Raw genomic sequence first — 20,979 nt, 5'->3', positions numbered from 1 at the left:
CCTTTAGTCCCGCAAAGTGATCCACGCTGGTGCATGGTCGCTTGCGCCATCCAGGCCCCGAATATGCCTGTCAATGCCCGCGCCGCCGAGGCGGCGCGTCAGTTTCGTGCTCAAAAGGATGTGGTCGAGACGCAGACCGGCATCGCGCTGCCATCGGTTCCGGCGATAGTCCCAGAACGTATAGATTGCCCCTTCGGGATGAACTTTACGAATTGCGTCGAGCCAGCCCTGATCGAGAAGGCGCCGGAACGCGGCGCGGCTCTCGGGCTGGATGAGGGCGTTGTCATCGTAAGAACGGGTGGAATAGATGTCCCGCGGTTCCGGAACGACGTTGTAGTCGCCGGCAAGCACGACCGGCACGCCGGTCGCGAACAACTCCGCAGCATGCACCGCGAGGCGATTGTGCCAGGCAAGTTTGTAATCGAATTTCGGGCCGGGCTGCGGATTCCCGTTGGGTGCGTAGAGCGATGCGACCAGAATGCCGTTGACCGCCGCCTCGATGTAACGGCCCTGTGTATCGGACGGATCGCCGGGTAGCTCGCTCCGGGTCATGATCGGTTCGCGGTCCCGCGCCAAAATCGCAACTCCGTTCCAGCCCGATTGTCCACGCCAGACCGCGCCGTAGCCTGCGGCCTCGATTGCGGCTTTAGGGAACTGTCCGTCCGTTGCCTTAAGCTCCTGGAGGCAGACGACATCAGGCCCGGCCGCGTTCAACCAAGCGAGTAGATTGTCGAGCCTCCGGTTGACGCCATTGATGTTGAAGGTCGCGATCTTCATGCGGGCCGCATCGTCAGCGCGCCAGCCTGCCGGCCCACGTCGCCACCGCCTCGGCCATGGTCGTCAGGTGATCGGCGGCCGAGAAACCGGAGACGCTCTTGCGAGGCTTGAGGTCATGGTCGCCATCGTCAAGCCAGAGAATTTCGATCTTGTCTGAGAGTGTATAGCCCGGAACTTCCTGCTTTGTGCCGAACTCGTCACGTGTCCCCTGACAAATCAATGCCGGCGTCGTCAGCCCGGGAAGATGCTTTGTACGGAGTTGTTCCGGCTTGCCGGGAGGGTGAAAAGGGTAGCCGAGGCAAAGAAGCCCGATGATTTTCCCCGCAGAATAAAGATCGTCAGCAACCATACTGGCAACCCGTCCGCCCATCGACTTGCCGCCGATAATGAGGGGGCCGTCTGCGGCGAGTTCAGCGACGGCCGCCTTATACTCCGGATTAAGTGTCTCGGCGCGGGGCGGTGGCTTGCGGCCCTCAGATGTGCGGCGGGCTGCCATGTAACCGAACTCGAAACGGGCGAGACGAAAACCGGCCTTGGCAAGGGCCTTGGCAGTCGCAGTCATCGACGCGGAGTCCATCGGCGCGCCGGCGCCGTGTGCAAGCAGGATGGTGACGGCGCCATCGTCCGGTCCATCGAACAGAAATCGTTCGCCCATCTCAGCCAACCGTTTTCGTGGTGAACTGGAGGTCGACGAACTGCACGCCGCGCGTGGCTGTTCGTGCCCATTCGGAATCGTTGTCGAGTTCGAGATAGCGCGCCCACCGGTGTCGCGCCTCGCTGAGATTGCCGGCATCGAATTCAAGTTTCGCCAGATTGAAGATGGCATCCGCGTAGTCGCCGTCGAGTTCGATCGCTTTTTGCAGGTGCCGGCGCGCGGCATCGATCCGCCCGCGATCGCCCATAAGCCCGGCGAGGTTGAACCAGGCCTCGACGAAGCTCGGGTCGAGCTTGATAGCGCGCGCATAATCATGCGCAGCCTCCAGCGGCCGGCCACCCGCCTTGAGGCAATTCGCGCGATTGAACGCGGCGACGGAGTCCGTGGGATCGATGGCAAGGCAACGTTGATAGAAGGCGGCAGCCTCGTCGTACAGACCGTCCTCTTCGGCAGCCTCGGCCCGAGAGAAGAGGTCTTCAAGCTCCGCGTCGTCGGGCGCTCCCAGATCGAATAGCAATTGGCCGTCGAGCTCGCTCAAACCTTCGGCATCGCGGACATAGATCGTATCCGGGCCCTCGTGATGGAGCGACAGCGCGGTGAGCGAGGCCACCGAACGGGAGCGGCATACCGACCTTGCGATCGCACCCCAGGTGGCGCCGCTGGCAATCAGGCCCGCGTACTTCCTTGCGAGGATCAGATCACGGAAGGAGTAGGGTTCCGCGTCGTGCTCGAAGGCATCGAACAGGGAAAGAAAATCGAAGCTCCGTGGAGACAGCCGGGATTGGTCAATCAGCGCCTGCCGTGTGAGGGCGGATGCTGCCGGCGATGTCATCAAACCCAGCAATCGAAGAAATCCGTTCTCGCTGAGGAAACACCTGCCGTGGCTGGCCTCCATGTCGAACCGCGCTTCGATCTCGGCTTCACTTGCCTTTGTCAGCAAACCTCTGCCGAAGACCAGATGCGAGGTTCGGCGCGTCACACCGCGTCTCAAATGCCCGTGCTGCCGTTCGACCTCCCGCGCCGCCAGCCGTCGCGGGAATGCTGCCAGAGCACCCACGATGCCAAATGTCTGGCCAGAAACCGTCATCAGATTTTCTTCTTGGCAGTCGGCTTGGCCGTTGCGGAAGCGACGGCCTTCGCGGCCGGCTTTGCCGCTGGCTCCGACTTGGTCTTGCTTTTTGCCGGCGGCTTCGATTGTGAAAGGCTCGCCTTCAGCGCGTCCATGAGGTTGATGACATTGCCGCGTTCGGGAGCTGCCGCAATGATCGGCATGTGACCCTTCAACTTCTCGCGGATCATCCGCATCAGCGCCACCTCGTAGCGATCCTCGTAGTTCCTGGGATCGAAGGTAGTCAGCTTCTGCTGGATGAGCGCTTCGGCGAGTTGAAGCATTTCGGGCTCGGGTTTACCGACCGGGATATTGCCGAAATATTCGGCCGTGCCGCGCACCTCGCTGGGATTTCTCAGGGTGCAGACGAACATCCCGGTCTCGCGCGCACCAATGGTGATCACCCGCTCGCGGCTGGACAGGACCAGACGCGCGATCGCCAGCTTACCGGATTTCCGAAGCGCCTCGCGCAGCACGACGAACGTCTCCTCGGCCATCGCCCCATCCGGCGCCAGATAATAGGGAGCATCCTGGTAGATGACGTCGACCGACCTTTCGTCGACGAAGGCCTCGATGTTCATCGTGTGGTTGGATTCGATCCGCACGCTCTCGAGATCGGCGTCCTCGATGATGATGTATTTCTTGTCCTCGTACTCGTAGCCTTTCACCAGGTCGGACCGTTCGACCAGGCCAAGTTCTGGGTCGACCGGCTTCATGTTGATCCGGTTATGAGTATCCTTGTGAAGCTGATTGAAGCTGATGCGCTCGCTCGAACTGGTGGCGGGATAGAGCCGGACCGGGCAGCTCACGAGACTGAGTTTGAGGTAACCTTTCCAACTTGCCCTGGGCGCCATGATCATCTCCTGCGCGGCAACACGATTACTTTCCAGCCTCAGGCAACAAGGGCAAATCCCTGGCGAATTCGTCGATATCGGCCCAGGGATCGCCGGATGTGGCCAAGAGGCCCGGCAAAGAAGAATAGTTCAAATCCTCCGGAGCGTCGATAGTTTCAAGATCGGTCCAGCTCACGGGGGTCGATGCCGGCAGATTGGTGCGTGCACGAAGCGAATAGGGAGCGGCCGACGTGTGCCCGCGGGCATTGCGATGAAAGTCGATGAAAATCCGCCGTACGCGATTGTCCTTGCCCATCGTTGTGGTGAAGGTCTGCGGAGCAGTCGCCGCCAGGCGAGAGGCAATGGCACTTGTCGCCGGGTGCACCTTCTTCCAGGTGTGCTTCGGCGTGACCGGCACGACCACATGGATACCCTTGCCGCCGGATGTCTTGACGAACGGGACAAGACCAAGCGCCTCGAGTTCACCGCGGATGTGGATGGCCGCCTCGACCACCTCTCGCCAGCCAATGCCCTCGCCCGGATCGAGGTCGAAAACGATGCGGTCCGGCCTTTCCAGCTGCTTTCGCGTTGTCCCCCAGGTGTGGAATTCGACCACGCCGAATTGGGCCAGTGCAAGAAACCCTCTTGCGTCCTGCACGGAGAGGTAGGATTTCGTCTTGCCTTCGGAATTGGTGGTTACGAATGTCACCATCGAGGATGGCATGCCAGTGAAGGGATGGCGCTGGAAGAAGCAGTCCTGAGGCTTTCCCGTCGGGCAGCGAACAAGCGAGACCGGGCGGCCGAGAATATGCGGCAGCATGAAATCGCCGACCAGGGCATAGTAGACTGCAATATCGAGCTTGGTCGGGCCGGATTTGCCGAACAGCCGGCGTGTCGGATTGGTGACGGAGATGCTTGCGAGATCGGCGTCCGAGATCAACCGTTCTCGCCGGGCGGAAACCTGGGTTGAGAGCTCGACATCGCGCAGTCCCTTGAAGACCGCGTGGCGGAGCGCATTGTCGGCGGTCCGGTTGGAATAGTGAATGTGCGCCGAGAGCACCGGGCGAACCCACGTGACGTCTTTTGGCGCGCCCTCAAGCCTCGTCGCGCCGGCACGCAGCGGCTCCAACCGCGCAAGCAATTGCTTGAGCATTCCCGCGTCGAAGCCCGTTCCGACCTTCCCGCGATATTCCAGTTCGCCTTCCACCCATTCGCCGAGCGCGAGCGCGGCAAGGCCGCCCGCGGCCTCGGAGACGGTGTATCCGGCAATCACGAAGTCACCGATCATCAGCGCCTTGGTCTTCATCCAGGTTTTCGACCGGCCGCTGTGGTAGGGAACCGATGCGCGCTTCGACACGATGCCTTCGAGCCCCATTTCCGAGGCCTGTTCATAGAGTGCACGCCCATCGCCAACGACATGATCGCTCAGCTGAATGGCGGAGTGGCTTGATATGTACCCCTCGAGCAGCTGTGCCAGCAGCGCTTTCCGGTTTTCGAGCGGAACATTGGCAAGGTTCCAGCCGTCAAGATGAAGGAGATCGAAGGCATAGAACACAAGCCTGTTGCCTGCGCCACTAGCGAGCGCGTCTTGCAGCAGCGCGAACCGGCTGATCCCCTTGTCATCCAGCACGACGATTTCGCCGTCTATGACGGCATCGCGGCACGGCAGCCGCCGAAAGGCCTCCGGCAGGTCGCCATAGCGCTTCGTCCAATCCAGTCCGCCGCGCGTGATCAGATGCAAGGCACCAGCGGACACGTGCGCCATCGTCCGGTAGCCGTCGAACTTGATCTCGTGCAGCCATATCTCGCGCTGGTCGGCGCGGCCGGGCGGTATAGTCGTCTGCGTTGCAAGTTGTGGTTCTATGCGCGCCGGCAGGGCGCCTCGCACAGCACCTGGAAGCACGCCGGGATTGGGCTTTGCCGGTCTGGTCGCGGGCTTTGGCTTTTCCGCCAGCTCCTCGATCCGCCGGCCGGACCTGACGCTTTCCGGACGCGCGGCGAGGATGTCGATGGTGTCGTTTGAAGCGAGATCATGCTCCTTGAACAGAAGCCAGTTGCGCTGGTCATCGTCCCCCGGCTTGGGCTTCAGCCGCGCCAGCATCCAACCGCCATTGAGTTTCTCGCCGGCAAGGCGGAACTTGAAGGCGCCTGTCCTCAAGCTTTTCTCGACATCGTCCATCGGCGCCCAGATGCCGGTATCCCAGACGATCATCGGACCGGCGCCGTATTCGCCCTCGGGGATCACGCCCTCGAAGTCGATATATTCGAGCGGATGATCCTCGGTCTCGACCGCCAGCCGCTTGTCAGCCGGATTGAGCGAAGGCCCCTTCGGGACTGCCCAACTCTTCAGCACGCCGCCGACCTGCAGCCTCAAATCGTAGTGATCCGCGGTGGCATGATGCTTGTGCACGACGAAACGGTTGCCGCCGCCGGCAAGACTTCCAACCGGCTCCTGCGTCTTCGAAAAGTTCCTCTTCTTGCGATAGGCCGTCAGTTTCGATGTCGCCATTTCCCTACGCTATGGCTTGTGCGGCAAACCTGCAACATCGAGTGGAAGCAACGTTTTCGCTGTGGCTGCGCGCGAGCAGATTGGAGCCGTTTGTCCTCGCTTGTCGATAACCGATCGACGGCTCGGGGAACCAGCTCTTGGGTTGCAACAGACAACCGGCTCAGCGCATCAATCGTCGATCCGAAATCCAACCTTCATGACCACCTGATAATGCGCCACCGCGCCATCCTTGATGTGCCCTCGGATTTGATCGACTTCGAACCATTCAAGGTTTCTCATGGTTTTCGAGGCCCGCGAAATCGCTGTCTCGATCGCCTCGGTCAGCGAGACTTTCGAACTACCGATAAGTTCCACCTTCTTATAGACATGGTCGCTCACGTTATCCTCCCGGTTTGCTTCAGATTGTGCTCGGTTTCAAAAGGCGCTCGACGAGACTGCCCAATCGAGCAGGCATCGTCACGCAGACAACACAGCGCCAAAAGGCTGCTGGCATTGCAATTTCACAGCCAATAGCCAACGATCCGGCAAGAGTGTGCTGTTGTCAAACGGCCTGAGACAAGAAAGCTTTTGTCGGCGGCGAGATCGGGAAACGCGCAATGTGAAAAGCGAGATTTCAGGCGGCGCGTTCGAGGAGCTTCCTCGCCTCGCCCGCGAACTCGAGGCGGGCATCCTGATGAGACTTCGTTCGCCCGAGCGCGGTGCCCCCAAAGGAGGTGCGTGTCGCGTTCGTGTTTTACACCGCAATCGGTCTCGGCAGGTCGGCGGCCCCTTCCCTATCGGACCGATTGAGTAGCATCCGATCCACAGTCATTGACCGACCCTTCGCGCTCATGCAGTATTCTCTCATGATCAAAGGCGTCCTGCTGGATATCTCCGGCGTGCTTTGTGATGGCTACGCGGCGATGCCTGGGGCCGTCGAGTCAATGTCGCACCTGCGCGCTGCCGAAATCCCTATCAGGTTCCTGACAAACACAACGCGGCAATCCAAACGGCAGCTTATTCAACAACTCCAGTCCTTCGGCATCAGCGCGGCTCCGCACGAGGTGTTCACACCGGTTGCGGCCGCCCGTGCCTGGCTGGATAAGAACGGTTACGCGCCGCATTTGCTGGTCCATCCCGACCTTGAGGAAGACTTCGCCGATTGCCGCACTGAAGGACCGGTTGCGATCGTCCTCGGCGATGCGGCTCAGCGTTTTACCTATGACAATATGAACGCGGCCTTCCGCGAACTGCAGAATGGTGCACCATTTCTAGCACTTGCCCGCAACCGGGTGTTCCGCGATATTGACGGGCATCTCAGTCTGGACGCGGGCCCCTTCGTCGAGGCGCTCGAATATGCCAGTGGCACGAAGGCGAGGCTTTTCGGCAAGCCGTCGCCGGAATTCTTCCTCGCGGCTGTGGCGAGCACTGGTTGCGATCCGGCCGATGTCGCCATGGTTGGCGACGATGCGGAGAACGATGTCGCCGGCGCACTTTCTGCGGGTGTCGGAAAGGGCATTCTCGTTCGGACCGGGAAATATCGCCATGGGGACGAGAACAGTGTTGCGCCCGAACCATCTGCGGTGGTCGAGGATATCTGGGCAGCTGGCTGCCTCATTCTGAAGATGCGTAAGCGCTGACACTTGGGCCAGAATATCGGGTTGGCGCGTTGAACCAAATGGGCGTTATACGACGGTAGATCCTCTATAGACCATCATCGCCCAACCGTTGCGAATGGGTTGGTATCGCCCCGTGCATTCGAAGTCTCCTGAATCTCAAGATGTGCGGCGCTTTTAACGGGCCGCAAACTGTTGCAAGCCAAATTGCGCGACATCGAGCTCAGCATTCGCGGCATTCTGCGTGGCTACGGCCTCAAGGTTGGTGAGGTGAGCCGGGGCCGCTTTGAAGGGCGGATCCGCGAGCTCATCGAAGGCCACACCGTATTGGAGGCTGTCATCGGTGCGATGTTGCAGGCCCGTCTGGCCCTTTGGAGCGAATTTCCCCGTTTGCATCGTCAGATGCTGCGGCTGGCTCGGGAAGATCGGGTTTGCCAGCGATTGATGACGACCCCTGGGGTTGGCGCCCTGGTGGCCATCACCTATCGCTCAGCCGTTGATGATCCTGGTCGGTTTGGAAAGTCGCAAACGGTCGGCGCGTACTTCGGGCTGACACCGAAGAAGTATCAATCGGGCGAAACGGATATCTATGGCGGCATCAGCCGGGTTGGGGACGCGATGGTGCGAACCGCCCTTTACGAGGCCGCGCATATCATGTTGACGCGCGCGACCAGGTTCTCAGCGCTAAAGCGCTGGGCAATTGACGTGGGGAAGCGGCGCGGCATGAAGCGAGCGAAAGTTGCGCCAGCCCGCAAGCTTGCGACTGTCCTTCATCGTATGTGGGTGGATGAGACGGAATTCCGTTGGGGCAAGGAAGCCGCGATAGCATGAATAGACCGTATCGAGACGAGGCAATTGTAGGTTCGTCTCTATGAAGTCCCGTCGCCGGGACGAGAGCCTGGCAAGGTCGTGAGTAGCCCTGTGGTGCTTCGGCAATCACGCACCCTAGATTGACCTGCCGGTTCTGGATCTGATGGCATGGTCTGGCAGCCCTGGTGTTGACCACGGACAGAAGCATGATCCTGGTGACGAGATTTTGGTGCTGAGGGACGTGACGAGCAAAGGCCCATTACAGAAGGACTACTCCTAGGATTATTCGGAATTCCTAAGAAACATTCAGCCGGGCGTTGACGCGGGCTGTAGTGTGTAGCCAAGCGACTTTGCCCTTCGCTCGAGATTGTTGAGGACGCGTCGGCGGTAACTCTCCTCGTAATAGGAGGCTCCCGGATCGCTGTATTCCATACCGTGACGCAGCGTATTGTAGAACAAGACGGCGATTTTGCGGGCGGTGGCGGTGACCGCCTTGGCCTTGCCAACCCGTGCGGACAAACGCCGATAGAATGCCCCCAACGCGGTCTCAGTGCGCCCGACCCCAACTGCGGCAAGCCGCAGTAGTGCCGCGGCCCGGCTGCCAGATCGTCGGGTTCGTGAGGACAACACCTTGCCGCCGGAGATTTTGTTGCTTGGTGAGAGGCACAGCCAGGAGGTGAAGTGCTTGGCATTGGGCCAGGCCGAGAGATCGGTTCCGCACTCTGCGACCAATTTGAGCGCCAGATAAGCCCCGAGCCCATGAATCTGGGTGACGTCGCAACCAAGCAATGCTTGCAGTGCGGCGCGAACATCGAAGGCTGGGCTATTGGATTGCTTCTTCGTTGTCCCTACGAGCGGCAGTTTGCCAGCAGGGCCGGACGAGACCTTCCGCAGCCGTTTCAAGACGGCCTCGATGCGCACGTCACAGAGCGCCACCTTGGCTTGGTAGACGTCGTACAACTCCAGCGCCTGGGTCAGGGCAAAGATGTGCTCTTCGCGATCATTGCCAACGAGCGCCTGACGGATCGTCTCGGCAGATGCTCGGCAGCGCGGATGGCGATGGGTCGATAGAACCATGGGGTCGCGCTCCCCGGCCACAATCGCACGGATGATCGCCATGCCGGTTGCACCGGTGATGTCTGTCACCACGTGGTGGAGTTGCAGATTCATTTGCGTCAGCGCCTTTTGCATGTGCTGGATGTGCGAGGCGGCATAATCCAGCAAACGTTCACGCTGGCGCAGATAGGCGCGCATGACTGCAACTTCGCCCTTCAGCCGGAAGCTGGCCCTGAGCAATCCATACTCATGCAAACGCTGCAGCCATTGGGCATCGCTGATATCGGTCTTGCGGCCCGGCACATGCTTGGCATCGCGAGCGTTGACCAATATGACGTCGAAGCCGCGCTGGTCGAGTATCTCGAAGACAGGGATCCAGTAGACCCCCGTGGACTCCATCGCGACCGTGCGCACGCCGCACTGCTTAAACCAGTCCGCCAACCGATGCAGATCGTCGGTGAAGGTTCCAAAACTGCGGACCGGCTCGGAAAACTTGTCGGGCCTGACTGCGGCTACGTGCAAAGTCGCGCCGATGTCGATTGCAGCCGCATCTGGGTGTGTAGGGGAAATATCACGCTTGCTGCGAGACTTCTTTGTTCCAGACATGGCAGGCTTCTCCTATTCGTTGACGAATGGAGGGGCTGGGCTGTGCCAAAAGATCAAATTCCTAAACGGGATCGCCGCAAAACGACGTCGCCACTCTCAAGTGCGCAGCAACCCATGGACCACGTTATGTGACGGGGTTAGATACCACCAAAATTCCAACGGCCGCTCCCCTCCAGCGCCCACACTAGCATACCGTTTCTAATCTCCGCAGGCGGGACACCGACCCGCGACTGGTTATGTAGCAAATGCCACAAGATTCCGGGTGCCGTGAGAACTACCTTCTGGTTGTGAAACCGGAGGGTGGCATGGCAGGCGTGGTGGACGAGTTGAAGGGCAAGTTGGTGGAACTGGCGGGGCAGCTGGAAGCGATCCGCGCCGAGGCGGCCGTTCTTGAAGCGCAGAGGCAGGCCTTCGAGACCGTAATCGCATGCTACGATCCGGATTTTAGTTCGTCGGGCGCATCCGACCTGAAACGGAAGACTTCAGCGGACCGAAGGACCCCCACCAAGCGAGTTACCGCCCTGCTTAGAAACCGGAACCCGCGACACATCGCGCTCGACATCCTCAGAAAATCCGACGGTCCCGTCGCTGCGGCCGAGGTGGCGCAGCGGTTCGTGGCCCAGGAGCAGCTAGGCGATATGGTCGAAGGGCTGAACAGCCATCTCACCAGCCGTTTCGCCGCCATCCTCGACGGTCTTTACAAGCAGGACCTGGTTCGTTTCGAGCAGTCAGGTGATGCCGGCAGCCGCCGGCTTTGGGAGATCAATCGATAGGTGTTAAAGAAGGTAGCCAGGGCGCTCCGGCTTCTCTCCCGGCGTCCAGACCTGATCGTCGATCCGATCGGCAGCTCCCTGCCAGTAGCCGCACAGGTTCTTCGACGTCCTGCGGTGCGTCACGGTCCGCAGGACGTCCGCCATCTGCCACCGCGGCCCCATGCAATCATGTTCGGCAGAATTTGTCGAAAGAGGTCATTAAGAACCAGATTTAAAAGGGTAATTTTAATTTTCCCGATCGGCAGATATGGCTTTGGTGGAGGTCTGAGCAACATCGGAAGCAATGATCGGCAAGACGTTTGTAAAATGCAACGTAAGTACCTATTATAGAAGCGATATCTATCGGTTTAAGATCGGCAAGAATATGGAAGAAGTCCCCACTCGCATCGAACCCTGCTTTTTCGAAGAAAGCATCCCCTCGGCTTTGTCCGACCTAGTCGTTGAAATTCACTCAGAGGCTGCGGGATTGGGACAGGGGCTTCACAACGATTCAGCTCTTGAGTTGTCCGACCTCGTGCGGGTCATGAACTGCTATTATTCGAATTTGATCGAAGGTCACAACACCCGACCCAAGGACATTGAGAATGCGCTTGCCGGCGCAGAAGTGGAAGAGGCCACCCGACCGCTCGCCCTGGAGGCCAAGGCGCACGTGATCGTACAGAGAGAAATTGACCAAATGCATTTCGAAGGAAGGCTACCCTTGCCTACCTCTGCAGACTTCATTTTGTGGGTGCATCGAAGATTCTATGAGGAGATGCCAGACGAGTTCAAGTTCGTTGAGCGTCCGGATGGGGCGCAAGTTCCAATCGTACCGGGCGCATTCCGGATAGAGGGAAACGACGATGTCGTGGTCGGTAGGCACCAACCCCCTTCGTCCCCCCGCGTCACTGCATTCATGGATCATTTCTCAAAGCGCTACAGGCAGGCTCGGGTGGGTGCGACGAACAGGGTGATCGCGATTGCGGCGGCCCATCACAGGCTGAATTTCATCCATCCTTTCCCAGACGGAAACGGAAGGGTGAGCAGACTTATGTCGCATGCCATGTCACTCGATACTGGCATCGGCGGAAAGGGGCTTTGGTCGATTTCGCGGGGACTGGCCCGTGGCTTGCATGAAAAGACCGAATACAAACGGATGATGGATTATGCGGACCATCCTCGGATGGGGGACCGCGACGGACGGGGGAATCTTTCTTTGAAAGCGTTGGAGGCGTTTTGTGAGTGGTTTCTCTCCGTGACGCTCGATCAGATCAGGTTCTCCTCCGCCGTATTCGCCTTCGATAAACTAGAGAGCCGCTACCGGAAGCTGGTGAGTGCAGTGACAGATGACAAGCGTGCGCCAGACGTGATTTCTGCTGTATTGCGACACGGATCGATGGAAAGAGGCGAGATCAATCTCGTTACCAAGACATCCGAAAGGACAGCGCGGAACACCCTGACCGAACTTGTACATGCTGGCTTTCTAAAGTCAAACTCGCCAAAGACGCCGGTACGCATCGCATTTCCCCTTGATTACAGAGAAAGGCTCTTCCCTAATCTTTTCACGGATGCCGAGTTCGACGTACCAAAGCCAAGACCCCTCTCGCACCGATAATAGGGCTTGCGATTCAACCGTAGCGGGTGAAAATTCTGTGATTTGCCTTTGTGGCATCTGCTACATAACCAGTCGCGGGTCGGTGTCCCGCCTGCGGAGATTAGAAACGGTATGCTAGTGTGGGCGCTGGAGGGGAGCGGCCGTTGGAATTTTGGTGGTATCTAACCCCGTCACATAACGTGGTCCATGGGTTGCTGCGCACTTGAGAGTGGCGACGTCGTTTTGCGGCGATCCCGTTTAGGAATTTGATCTTTTGGCACAGCCCAGCCCCTCCATTCGTCAACGAATAGGAGAAGCCTGCCATGTCTGGAACAAAGAAGTCTCGCAGCAAGCGTGATATTTCCCCTACACACCCAGATGCGGCTGCAATCGACATCGGCGCGACTTTGCACGTAGCCGCAGTCAGGCCCGACAAGTTTTCCGAGCCGGTCCGCAGTTTTGGAACCTTCACCGACGATCTGCATCGGTTGGCGGACTGGTTTAAGCAGTGCGGCGTGCGCACGGTCGCGATGGAGTCCACGGGGGTCTACTGGATCCCTGTCTTCGAGATACTCGACCAGCGCGGCTTCGACGTCATATTGGTCAACGCTCGCGATGCCAAGCATGTGCCGGGCCGCAAGACCGATATCAGCGATGCCCAATGGCTGCAGCGTTTGCATGAGTATGGATTGCTCAGGGCCAGCTTCCGGCTGAAGGGCGAAGTTGCAGTCATGCGCGCCTATCTGCGCCAGCGTGAACGTTTGCTGGATTATGCCGCCTCGCACATCCAGCACATGCAAAAGGCGCTGACGCAAATGAATCTGCAACTCCACCACGTGGTGACAGACATCACCGGTGCAACCGGCATGGCGATCATCCGTGCGATTGTGGCCGGGGAGCGCGACCCCATGGTTCTATCGACCCATCGCCATCCGCGCTGCCGAGCATCTGCCGAGACGATCCGTCAGGCGCTCGTTGGCAATGATCGCGAAGAGCACATCTTTGCCCTGACCCAGGCGCTGGAGTTGTACGACGTCTACCAAGCCAAGGTGGCGCTCTGTGACGTGCGCATCGAGGCCGTCTTGAAACGGCTGCGGAAGGTCTCGTCCGGCCCTGCTGGCAAACTGCCGCTCGTAGGGACAACGAAGAAGCAATCCAATAGCCCAGCCTTCGATGTTCGCGCCGCACTGCAAGCATTGCTTGGTTGCGACGTCACCCAGATTCATGGGCTCGGGGCTTATCTGGCGCTCAAATTGGTCGCAGAGTGCGGAACCGATCTCTCGGCCTGGCCCAATGCCAAGCACTTCACCTCCTGGCTGTGCCTCTCACCAAGCAACAAAATCTCCGGCGGCAAGGTGTTGTCCTCACGAACCCGACGATCTGGCAGCCGGGCCGCGGCACTACTGCGGCTTGCCGCAGTTGGGGTCGGGCGCACTGAGACCGCGTTGGGGGCATTCTATCGGCGTTTGTCCGCACGGGTTGGCAAGGCCAAGGCGGTCACCGCCACCGCCCGCAAAATCGCCGTCTTGTTCTACAATACGCTGCGTCACGGTATGGAATACAGCGATCCGGGAGCCTCCTATTACGAGGAGAGTTACCGCCGACGCGTCCTCAACAATCTCGAGCGAAGGGCAAAGTCGCTTGGCTACACACTACAGCCCGCGTCAACGCCCGGCTGAATGTTTCTTAGGAATTCCGGGATTATTCCTAGGACTTCCAATGTTCGCCACCTCAACTCGCAAGACGGCCTTCACCGTTCTTCACCGTGGGGATACAATTCGCGTCGCGCGCGAGACCATGGGCATGAGTCAGAAACTGTCGGAAAATGACGTCGACGTCACGTTGCGGCAGATCTGCTGCCGATCAGTGGGACATCAGCACCGGCATGGAAACGTTACTCAACAGAACCTTGGTAACTCCACCGAACACAGCTTCGGAAAGGGGTGAGTGGCTGTAGGCCCCGCACACGATAAGGTCCGCATCTTCCCGGTCAAGGCCTGCAAACAAAGCGCTTGTCACATCCGTTTCGCCATAGTCGCGCCAACCTGCCAAAGTGACCCTGACGCCGTGACGTTCAAGGTGTGCTTTGATGTCCTGAACATCCTTATTCTCGTCACTGTAGTTAGGAGCGAAAACGAAGAGATAGACCTTCTGTGCGTTTTTCAGGATTGGCATGGCATCGTGAACCGCCCGGGTCGCCTCGCGACTGAAATTCCAAGCAACAACAACGCTGTTTCCGATTGGATTTTCACCTCTCCACCCTGCGGGAAGCACCAGCATCGGGACCCCGGCACTCAGAAGAACGTCCTCTGGGACAGCCGAATTACAGAGATGACGGTCGTCGGAGTTCGTTTGTGTGGCGATCAGGAGGTCGGCGCAATGAGAAAACAGCTTCTCGGCTGTCCGCGCATCCGGCGGTGCCAAGCGATACTCAAAATCGATGTGTTTTCCCTGCAGTGCTGTCACGAACTCCTGTTCAATGGCGAGTGCAGCATCGTGGCTCTCTCCTTCAAAAGCCGCCTTCGTGCTGATGTCGACGCCAATGAGCGTCGCACGGTATTTTGTGGCGAGATCGACCGCAGTACGGACACGCATGGCGGTGTTTACACCCGCGTCCAAAAAAACAACGATATCTCGAAAGGACATGATCTTCTCCCTTCTGCAATATGCGCTGAAGCTGACCTCACACCGAAATCTAAATCCAGGAGTCATCAGCCCACAGGCGATTAACGGTGAACCACATCACCGTTACAATTCAACGTTGGACAGCAGTTGAAGGTTCCCGAGGCATAGGCATGACGACAGAATCGCGGCGACAGCTCTTTCTTCCGGTCTCTCCTCCTTCGTTTCGGACGCGCTGTCCTCATCCGACCGGCCGGAACTGACCTCGGCGAAGATCATCATCTCCGGCGGCCGGGCGCTCGGCTCGTCGGAAAAATTCCAGCAGGTGATCCTGCCGGTGGCCGACAAGCTCGGTGCATCGCGTGCCGCCGTCGATGCCGGGTCGGCCAGACCGGCAAGGCGAGCCGCTGCCGCAAGGCGGGAAAAATCGCGCTCCTCTTTGCTGACGCGAGCGAGATCATCGGCAGATCGAAAGAAGCATACCTTTCTATCGACCATTTTGTGGTCTATATTCTGGTCGAGTGGAGCAATCACATGAAGCTGTCAGGACAGGTTAAGCCGATCAGTTATCTGAAGGCGCATGCACCGGAGATCATCCGGACGCTGAAGGACAATCCGCAGCCGGTTATCATAACGCTTCATGGCGAGGCGAAAGCCGTCCTTCAGGATGTCGGCCAATACGAAGAGACACAGGAAACATTGGCTCTGCTGAAGGTGCTGGCGCTCACCAACCGTCAGGTCGACGAGGGTAAGCTCCGTCCCGCTGCGGAATCCTTCGCGCGTATTCGCAAACGTCTGGCGGACAGCCAATCCTGATGCCATATCGCGTTCTTTTCGCCGAGGACGCCGAACGAGATATCGAAGATCTCTATCGCTTCATTTCCGGCCGTGATGGCGTCGAAACAGCCGAGCGCATCCTTGCGGAAATCGAGAGCGCTTGCGCCGGTCTTGAGGAATTTCCGGGACGCGGAAACGTGCCGAAGGAACTGGCTGGCCTTGGAATTTCCGAATACCGGGAACTGCATCACAAGCCGTGGCGCATGATCTATCGCGTGATGGGTACGGATGTGGTCGTTTCCTGCGTCATCGACGGACGCCGCGACATGCAGGCTTTTTTGGAGCGGCGGCTCATCCGCTAGCATTTAGCCGTCTTTAACCTTCGCAGCTACTCGCAGAGACCGGGTTTTCCCGTGGCTGAGACCTCGTCGCTTCACGACGTTCGTGTTTTACACCACAATCGGTCTCGGCGACCGCGCAACCAGTCGCGCATAGTCGATTGCCGACAACATGTTCGCATGGTTTGCCTTTCCCGTACCCGCGATATCGAAAGCCGTCCCGTGATCGACGGAGACACGGTCGATCGGCAGTCCGAGCGAGACGTTGACGGCGGTCTCGAAGGCGACGAGCTTGATCGGGATATGCCCCTGGTCGTGATACTGCGCCACCACCAGGTCGAAGGCGCCGCCGTAGGCACGCGCATAGACCGTGTCGGCCGAAATCGGGCCAACGACGTCGATGCCCTTCGCCTGCGCAAGCTCGACCGCCGGAGCCAGGAATTTCATGTCCTCGTCGCCGAACAACCCGCCTTCGCCGCAATGCGGATTGATGCCGGCGACAGCGATACGGGCCCTGCGGCCAAGCCGCAGGAAATGCTTGTGCCCTGCTTCGATCGTTGCCAGCACCCGCTCGACCGTCGCCCGTTCGATGGCGGTGCGCAGCGACACATGCGTCGAGACATGGATGGTGTTCAGCCGCTCGGAAGCGAGCAGCATGAAGGAGCTTTTCGACCCGGTGAGATGGGCAAGAAGCCCCGTGTGGCCGTCGAAATGATGGCCGGCGAGGTTCATTGCTTCCTTGTTGATCGGCGCCGTGACGATGCAATCGACATCGCCGGACATGGCAAGCTCGACGGCGCGTTTGATGTAGCGCACGGACGCGTCCCCCGCGACCGGGCTGACCTTGCCGATCTCCGGCAACGAGCCGTCGATGGCGACTTCATCGACGGCGATGGCACCGGAAACCGGCTTTGCGGAAAACCGCAACTCCGTCCCCGTCACCCTGTTTGCCCGCTCCAGCGCCTCGACATTGCCGATAATGACGAAGTTCGCCCGGTCGGCTTCCGGCAGTGTCGCCAGCGCCTTGACGATGACTTCCGGTCCAACACCGGCCGGATCGCCGAGTGTGACGGCTACGCGTGATGTGCTCATGATCATTATCCTCTGCGGGCCTGTCGTCTCAATAGGCGGCTTGGTAGATCGAAAGAATGTCGCTGCGGCCAAGCTCGCGCGGATTGTTGTCGAGAAGGCGGCGAATGGCGAAGGCGTCGTCGGCCATGACGCCGAGATCATCAGCGGGCACGCCAAGGCCGGAGAGCCGCATCTCGATGCCAAGCCCGGCGCAGAAGCCGAACGAAGCGTCGAACACCGATGCCTGGTCTGAACCCGCCTTCAGGTTCAGCGCCTCGATCACCTGCTTCGTCTTCCCGGCAACGGCGGGCGTGTTGAAGGCCAGCACATGCGGGAAGATCAGGGCATTGGCCGCGCCATGGGCGACATGCCAGCGGGTTCCGAGCGGATAGGCAAGCGCGTGCCCGCCGGCAGTGTTGACCGGACCGAGACAGAAGCCGCCATAGAGCGAGGCAAGCGAGAGCCCTGCCCGCGCCTCCGCATCCGAACCGTCGGCAACAGCGCGAGCGAGGTAGCGCCCGACCAGGCGAACTCCCTCGATCGCATAGAGATCGATCATTGGATGCGCCTTGCGGTTGGTGAAGGCCTCGACGCAATGCGCCATGGCATCGACGCCGGTCGCCGCCGTCGTCGCCGCCGGAACGGTAAAGGTGAGGCCGGGATCGATGACGGCGATGTCGGCAAGCATGTGGATGCTCTCGACCGCGAGCTTGGCCTGGGTTTGAGGATCGGTAACCAGAGCGCGGATGCCCGCCTCGCTGCCGGTGCCCGATGTCGTCGGCACTTGCGCAAGCCCCACCCGCCGTCGTTGCGCAACCTTGCCAGCGCCGACGACCTCACGCAATGTCTGCACGGAGCCGGAGAGGACGGAGGCGAGCTTGGCGAGATCCATGGCGCTGCCACCGCCGAAACCGACGATCAGGTCGGCGCGCGCCTCGTTTGCAACGGATAGCAGCAAATCCAGATTATCCGTGTCAGGCTCAGGCCTGACCTGCGAGAAGACGGTGACGACGCCCGGCAACTCGAGGATATCGACGCGGGACGCGTTGAAAGCATCCGAGACGACAAGAACGCGCGAAAAGCCCTGAGCGGCCGCCCACTTCCCGAGCTTGGCCGCGACACCGACGCCGAACTCGATGATTTGGGGACGAACGATCGTGATGGGCGCGCTCAGGCTTGTCATGATGGATCCTCGCGTCTAGGCGTATACGCCAGCAGGCGCCCGCAACAACATGTAAATTTGTTACACAAGACAGGCTTTCTTGGCAATAGAGAACTTGGGGCTATCCATCTTTTCTGCGTCTTCGATGAATGCGACACGGTGGCGTTGGTTCAATATATTGCACCAACTACTTATTTTTATTATTATTTTATAACGACAGTCGCATGGGCGGCGACCGCAAAACATCGTGACGGGCAACACTCAGCCGGCATAAGTAGCCTGTCAAAAACCATGTAAAATTATGAATCGTTCGCGCTTTTCGCACTTAAAAAGGACGCTGATTGGCCCACTTGTCAAAAATACGGGCTCAACGAGGTGACGTCCCTGAATTCTAAACGCCTGCCGAACTGCACTGGGAGCCCGGCAGGACTCAGCTCTCAGGGGATGCCAACCGCACATATTTGATGGCACGGCGATAATAGGTATAGGCGACGTGCAACGCGCCATCCGGTCCTTCGATGATCGAGGGATAGGAATATTCCCGATTGAGAGCGTCTTTCGAATTGTTGGTCAGGCAATAGCCGTCGCCGGTATCGAGATCACGCTGGCCTCCGAAAGTCCGGCCTCCATCACCGGAAAAGGCGAGGCTCATCGGTGAGCGGGGAACGCCCCAGACCGCCTTGCGCCCCTGTGAGACCGCTGCGGCCTCGGGGTTTTCGCCTTGCGCGCCCTCGTCCGCTTCGATCTCGTCGTAGAGCGAATGGCGTCGATCGCCCGACATCGAGGCATTGGAATGGTTATAGACGACGGCGATCCGCCCGTTTGAAAGACCAACCGCCTGGATCGATGAATTGTTGTTCGGCAGATTGGTCGGTTCCGGCGCGCTCCAGCTCATGCCGTCGTCGTCCGAGACGCTGCGCAGGATCTGTTCGGCAAAACGGTTGCGGTAAAAAGCCACCATCCGCGTGCCGTCTTGCGGGACGATGTTCATATGCACCGCGCCGATGCTGTCGGGCACATCGACCATCAGCCAGCTTTCACCGGCATCTCGCGAGGCGAGAACGGCCGCGGTATCGACATCGCCGGTCCAGCGGGCTCCCGGCACGCCAACGCAGCGGAACGCCGGAAGAAGCCAGGTTCCTTGGGCGTTGCCGATGATCGGCTGGCGCACGAATGTGCCTGGAATATCGCAAAGAATGTCGACCGGGCCGAAGGTGCGGCCGTCGTCCGCAGAGATCCGTCTCTTGACGATAGCGCCGTCCTGGTTTCCCGAGGTCTGCGATGTGAAGATCAGCCAGACCTTGCCGTCCGGCGCGGTGAAAAGAAGCGGGTTCTGCTCCGATTTCTGCGGATCGTCCGACATTTTTTCGGGCTCCGACCAGCGGGATGAGCCCGGCGCCAGCCGTGACATGTAGATCGAGATGTCGCCCATGCCTTCCATCGTGCCGCCGAACCAGACGCAAGCGAGCGTGCCGTCGGGCAGGAATGCAAGATTTGCGGCGTGATTTTGCACACAGGGCGACGGCAGAAACGCCTCGAAGTGGCCCTTTTCCAAGGGGTGCGGCGAGAGCGCCCCGTTCATCAACGCTGGAATTTCGTCAGGCCGAAGGCCGGAGGTGGTCAGCATATTGATCGCTCCTCAAGGCAGTTGCGCGAATTTGGTTGCGAGATCTGCCTGCTCGGCGGCGCTCAGCGCCATCAATGGCGGACGCGGGCGCCCCCAGGCGGCGTTGCCGTTCTTCAATCCCACCATCGCCTTGATCGTCGGGATCTGGACATAGGAATTGGAGAGAGAGCGATAGGCGTTGATCCGCGCCTGCGCCGCCTCGACCTCACCCGCACGGCCCGGATCGTTTGCGTGGTCGTAAACGATCCGCAGGGAAGCGGCGACCAGATTGGACGTCGCGGTGATGCAGCCGGCGCCGCCGGACTTGATCAGCGGCAAGAGCAGCGGATCTGCGCCTGCAAGCACCGAAAATCCTGGGAAAGCAGCGACAAGAGCCTGCATATTGGCAAAATCGCCGGCGGAATCCTTGATCCCCACCACCGTATGCGGGAAGGCCTTGATCAGGCGGCCGATCAGCGACAGCGTCAGCGGAATGCCAGAAACCTGGGGGATGTGATAGAGCACGATCCGGAGCCGGTCGTCGGCGATCGTCTCGATGATCTGCGCATAGGCCGCGAAAAGCCCGTCGTCCGAAACACCCTTGTAGTAGAACGGCGGCAGCATGACGACGCGGGTAACGCCGACCGATAGCGCATGCCGGGTCAGCTCGATCGTTTCCGGGATGGCGGCAACGCCGGTGCCCGGCATCAGCTGACCGCCGGAAATGCCGGACTTCAGCGCAGCCTCAAGGATGTCGCGGCGCTCTGCCGAGGAGAAAGAGTTGGCCTCACCCGTCGTGCCCAGCAGCGCCACACCGTGGCACCCCTCCTCGATCAATCGGTGGCAGTGGGCGGTGAAAAGGCCGAGGTCCGGGGTATAGTCGGCATTGAGCGGCGTGGTGGCAGCGCTGTAGACGCCGCTTATCCCTTGAATTGTCATCCTGCGAACTCCTGCTGCCCTGCCTGACGCTTTTTCGATCTGAACCGCCAGAGCCATCCGCTTTTTCCGCAATCATGACAACTTGTCAAGGAAAATTCCACGCCAAAAATCTCACACAAAAAATATCCTATTGAAAACTATGAGGTTTATTCGCAAATCGATTATTGAA

Annotated in this window: 19 protein-coding genes, 2 pseudogenes and 1 riboswitch; of the genes and pseudogenes, 8 read left to right on the top strand and 13 right to left on the bottom strand. The window is 59.5% G+C overall.

From position 1 onward, the window contains the following. Window positions 1-3 precede the first annotated feature (3 nt). The 6 genes from ACSQ3F_RS24665 to ACSQ3F_RS24640 form a co-directional block, all read right to left on the bottom strand. On the bottom strand, window positions 4-777 hold the full coding sequence (locus ACSQ3F_RS24665) for an exodeoxyribonuclease III (protein ID WP_436102813.1): 774 nt from the start codon (window positions 775-777) through the stop codon (window positions 4-6). Between the two features lie 13 nt (window positions 778-790). Continuing rightward, window positions 791-1,432 carry an alpha/beta hydrolase family protein gene (locus ACSQ3F_RS24660; RefSeq protein ID WP_436102812.1) on the bottom strand — a complete coding sequence of 214 codons (642 nt, stop codon included), beginning with the start codon at window positions 1,430-1,432 and terminating at the stop codon, window positions 791-793. A gap of 1 nt (window position 1,433) precedes the next feature. Next, on the bottom strand, window positions 1,434-2,519 hold the full coding sequence (locus ACSQ3F_RS24655; RefSeq protein WP_436102811.1) for a tetratricopeptide repeat protein: 1,086 nt from the start codon (window positions 2,517-2,519) through the stop codon (window positions 1,434-1,436). Then, entirely contained in the window at window positions 2,519-3,394 is an 876-nt protein-coding gene (locus ACSQ3F_RS24650) for a Ku protein (RefSeq protein ID WP_436102810.1), read from the bottom strand. Before ACSQ3F_RS24650 ends, ACSQ3F_RS24655 begins: the two co-directional genes overlap by 1 nt. Window positions 3,395-3,419: 25 nt before the next feature. Further along, window positions 3,420-5,882, bottom strand: a complete 2,463-nt coding sequence (ligD, locus tag ACSQ3F_RS24645) for a DNA ligase D (protein ID WP_436102809.1) — start codon at window positions 5,880-5,882, stop codon at window positions 3,420-3,422. Window positions 5,883-6,050: 168 nt separating this feature from the next. Beyond that, the gene (locus ACSQ3F_RS24640; RefSeq protein ID WP_436102808.1) at window positions 6,051-6,260 is read right to left on the bottom strand and encodes a dodecin; all 210 of its coding nucleotides are present in this window, start codon (window positions 6,258-6,260) and stop codon (window positions 6,051-6,053) included. A 467-nt stretch (window positions 6,261-6,727) separates the two neighbouring features. Between ACSQ3F_RS24640 and ACSQ3F_RS24635 the strand changes: the two genes are divergently transcribed. Further along, entirely contained in the window at window positions 6,728-7,501 is a 774-nt protein-coding gene (locus tag ACSQ3F_RS24635) for a TIGR01458 family HAD-type hydrolase (protein ID WP_436102807.1), read from the top strand. Between the two features lie 76 nt (window positions 7,502-7,577). After that, window positions 7,578-8,308 (top strand): annotated as a pseudogene (locus ACSQ3F_RS24630) (IS110 family transposase); the annotation flags it as partial. Between the two features lie 285 nt (window positions 8,309-8,593). Here ACSQ3F_RS24630 and ACSQ3F_RS24625 read toward each other — a convergent pair. Next, window positions 8,594-9,949 carry an IS110 family transposase gene (locus tag ACSQ3F_RS24625; protein ID WP_436102803.1) on the bottom strand — a complete coding sequence of 452 codons (1,356 nt, stop codon included), beginning with the start codon at window positions 9,947-9,949 and terminating at the stop codon, window positions 8,594-8,596. Between the two features lie 305 nt (window positions 9,950-10,254). On the opposite strand from ACSQ3F_RS24625, the gene ACSQ3F_RS24620 reads away from it, so the two are divergent. Next, window positions 10,255-10,722, top strand: coding sequence for a hypothetical protein (locus tag ACSQ3F_RS24620; RefSeq protein ID WP_436102806.1), 468 nt, complete (start codon window positions 10,255-10,257; stop codon window positions 10,720-10,722). A gap of 3 nt (window positions 10,723-10,725) precedes the next feature. On the opposite strand, the gene ACSQ3F_RS24615 is transcribed toward ACSQ3F_RS24620, so the two are convergent. Further along, complete coding sequence (locus ACSQ3F_RS24615; RefSeq protein WP_436102805.1) at window positions 10,726-10,884, bottom strand: hypothetical protein; 159 nt, start codon at window positions 10,882-10,884, stop codon at window positions 10,726-10,728. Window positions 10,885-11,005: 121 nt separating this feature from the next. Here ACSQ3F_RS24615 and ACSQ3F_RS24610 point away from each other — a divergent pair, with 121 nt between their 5' ends. Both ACSQ3F_RS24610 and ACSQ3F_RS24605 read left to right on the top strand, forming a co-directional pair. Further along, entirely contained in the window at window positions 11,006-12,316 is a 1,311-nt protein-coding gene (locus tag ACSQ3F_RS24610; RefSeq protein ID WP_436102804.1) for a Fic family protein, read from the top strand. Window positions 12,317-12,618: 302 nt separating this feature from the next. Next, complete coding sequence (locus ACSQ3F_RS24605; protein WP_436102803.1) at window positions 12,619-13,974, top strand: IS110 family transposase; 1,356 nt, start codon at window positions 12,619-12,621, stop codon at window positions 13,972-13,974. A gap of 184 nt (window positions 13,975-14,158) precedes the next feature. Here ACSQ3F_RS24605 and ACSQ3F_RS24600 read toward each other — a convergent pair whose 3' ends face one another. After that, window positions 14,159-14,941: a universal stress protein gene (locus tag ACSQ3F_RS24600; RefSeq protein ID WP_436102802.1), complete on the bottom strand. Its 783-nt coding sequence runs from the start codon at window positions 14,939-14,941 to the stop codon at window positions 14,159-14,161. 49 nt (window positions 14,942-14,990) lie between these two features. Next, window positions 14,991-15,051: riboswitch (Fluoride riboswitch) on the bottom strand. Between the two features lie 44 nt (window positions 15,052-15,095). Here ACSQ3F_RS24600 and ACSQ3F_RS24595 point away from each other — a divergent pair. The 3 genes and pseudogenes from ACSQ3F_RS24595 to ACSQ3F_RS24585 all read left to right on the top strand — a co-directional run. After that, window positions 15,096-15,305: pseudogene (locus ACSQ3F_RS24595) on the top strand (FAD-binding protein); the annotation flags it as partial. A gap of 146 nt (window positions 15,306-15,451) precedes the next feature. Continuing rightward, entirely contained in the window at window positions 15,452-15,733 is a 282-nt protein-coding gene (locus ACSQ3F_RS24590; RefSeq protein ID WP_436102801.1) for a type II toxin-antitoxin system Phd/YefM family antitoxin, read from the top strand. Continuing rightward, window positions 15,733-16,056, top strand: a complete 324-nt coding sequence (locus tag ACSQ3F_RS24585; RefSeq protein WP_436102800.1) for a type II toxin-antitoxin system RelE/ParE family toxin — start codon at window positions 15,733-15,735, stop codon at window positions 16,054-16,056. The genes ACSQ3F_RS24590 and ACSQ3F_RS24585 overlap by 1 nt, the downstream gene beginning before the upstream one ends. An 87-nt stretch (window positions 16,057-16,143) precedes the next feature. Here the strand turns inward: ACSQ3F_RS24585 and pdxA are convergent, their stop codons facing one another. From pdxA to ACSQ3F_RS24565, 4 genes are all read right to left on the bottom strand, one after another. Beyond that, window positions 16,144-17,124: a 4-hydroxythreonine-4-phosphate dehydrogenase PdxA gene (pdxA, locus tag ACSQ3F_RS24580; RefSeq protein WP_436102799.1), complete on the bottom strand. Its 981-nt coding sequence runs from the start codon at window positions 17,122-17,124 to the stop codon at window positions 16,144-16,146. Window positions 17,125-17,152: 28 nt separating this feature from the next. Continuing rightward, entirely contained in the window at window positions 17,153-18,286 is a 1,134-nt protein-coding gene (locus ACSQ3F_RS24575; RefSeq protein WP_436102798.1) for an iron-containing alcohol dehydrogenase, read from the bottom strand. Between the two features lie 409 nt (window positions 18,287-18,695). Continuing rightward, window positions 18,696-19,892 (bottom strand): sialidase family protein, encoded by a 1,197-nt coding sequence (locus ACSQ3F_RS24570; protein WP_436102797.1) that lies wholly within the window; start codon window positions 19,890-19,892, stop codon window positions 18,696-18,698. 12 nt (window positions 19,893-19,904) lie between these two features. Further along, complete coding sequence (locus ACSQ3F_RS24565) at window positions 19,905-20,810, bottom strand: dihydrodipicolinate synthase family protein (RefSeq protein WP_436102796.1); 906 nt, start codon at window positions 20,808-20,810, stop codon at window positions 19,905-19,907. Between the last annotated feature and the right edge of the window lie 169 nt (window positions 20,811-20,979).

This window comes from Pararhizobium sp. LjRoot238 (genome assembly GCF_964252955.1).
In the GTDB taxonomy this organism is placed as follows: Bacteria; Pseudomonadota; Alphaproteobacteria; order Rhizobiales; family Rhizobiaceae; genus Pararhizobium.
Note: the sequence above shows the minus strand (reverse complement) of the source record. Positions and strands in the feature narration are given on the sequence as shown.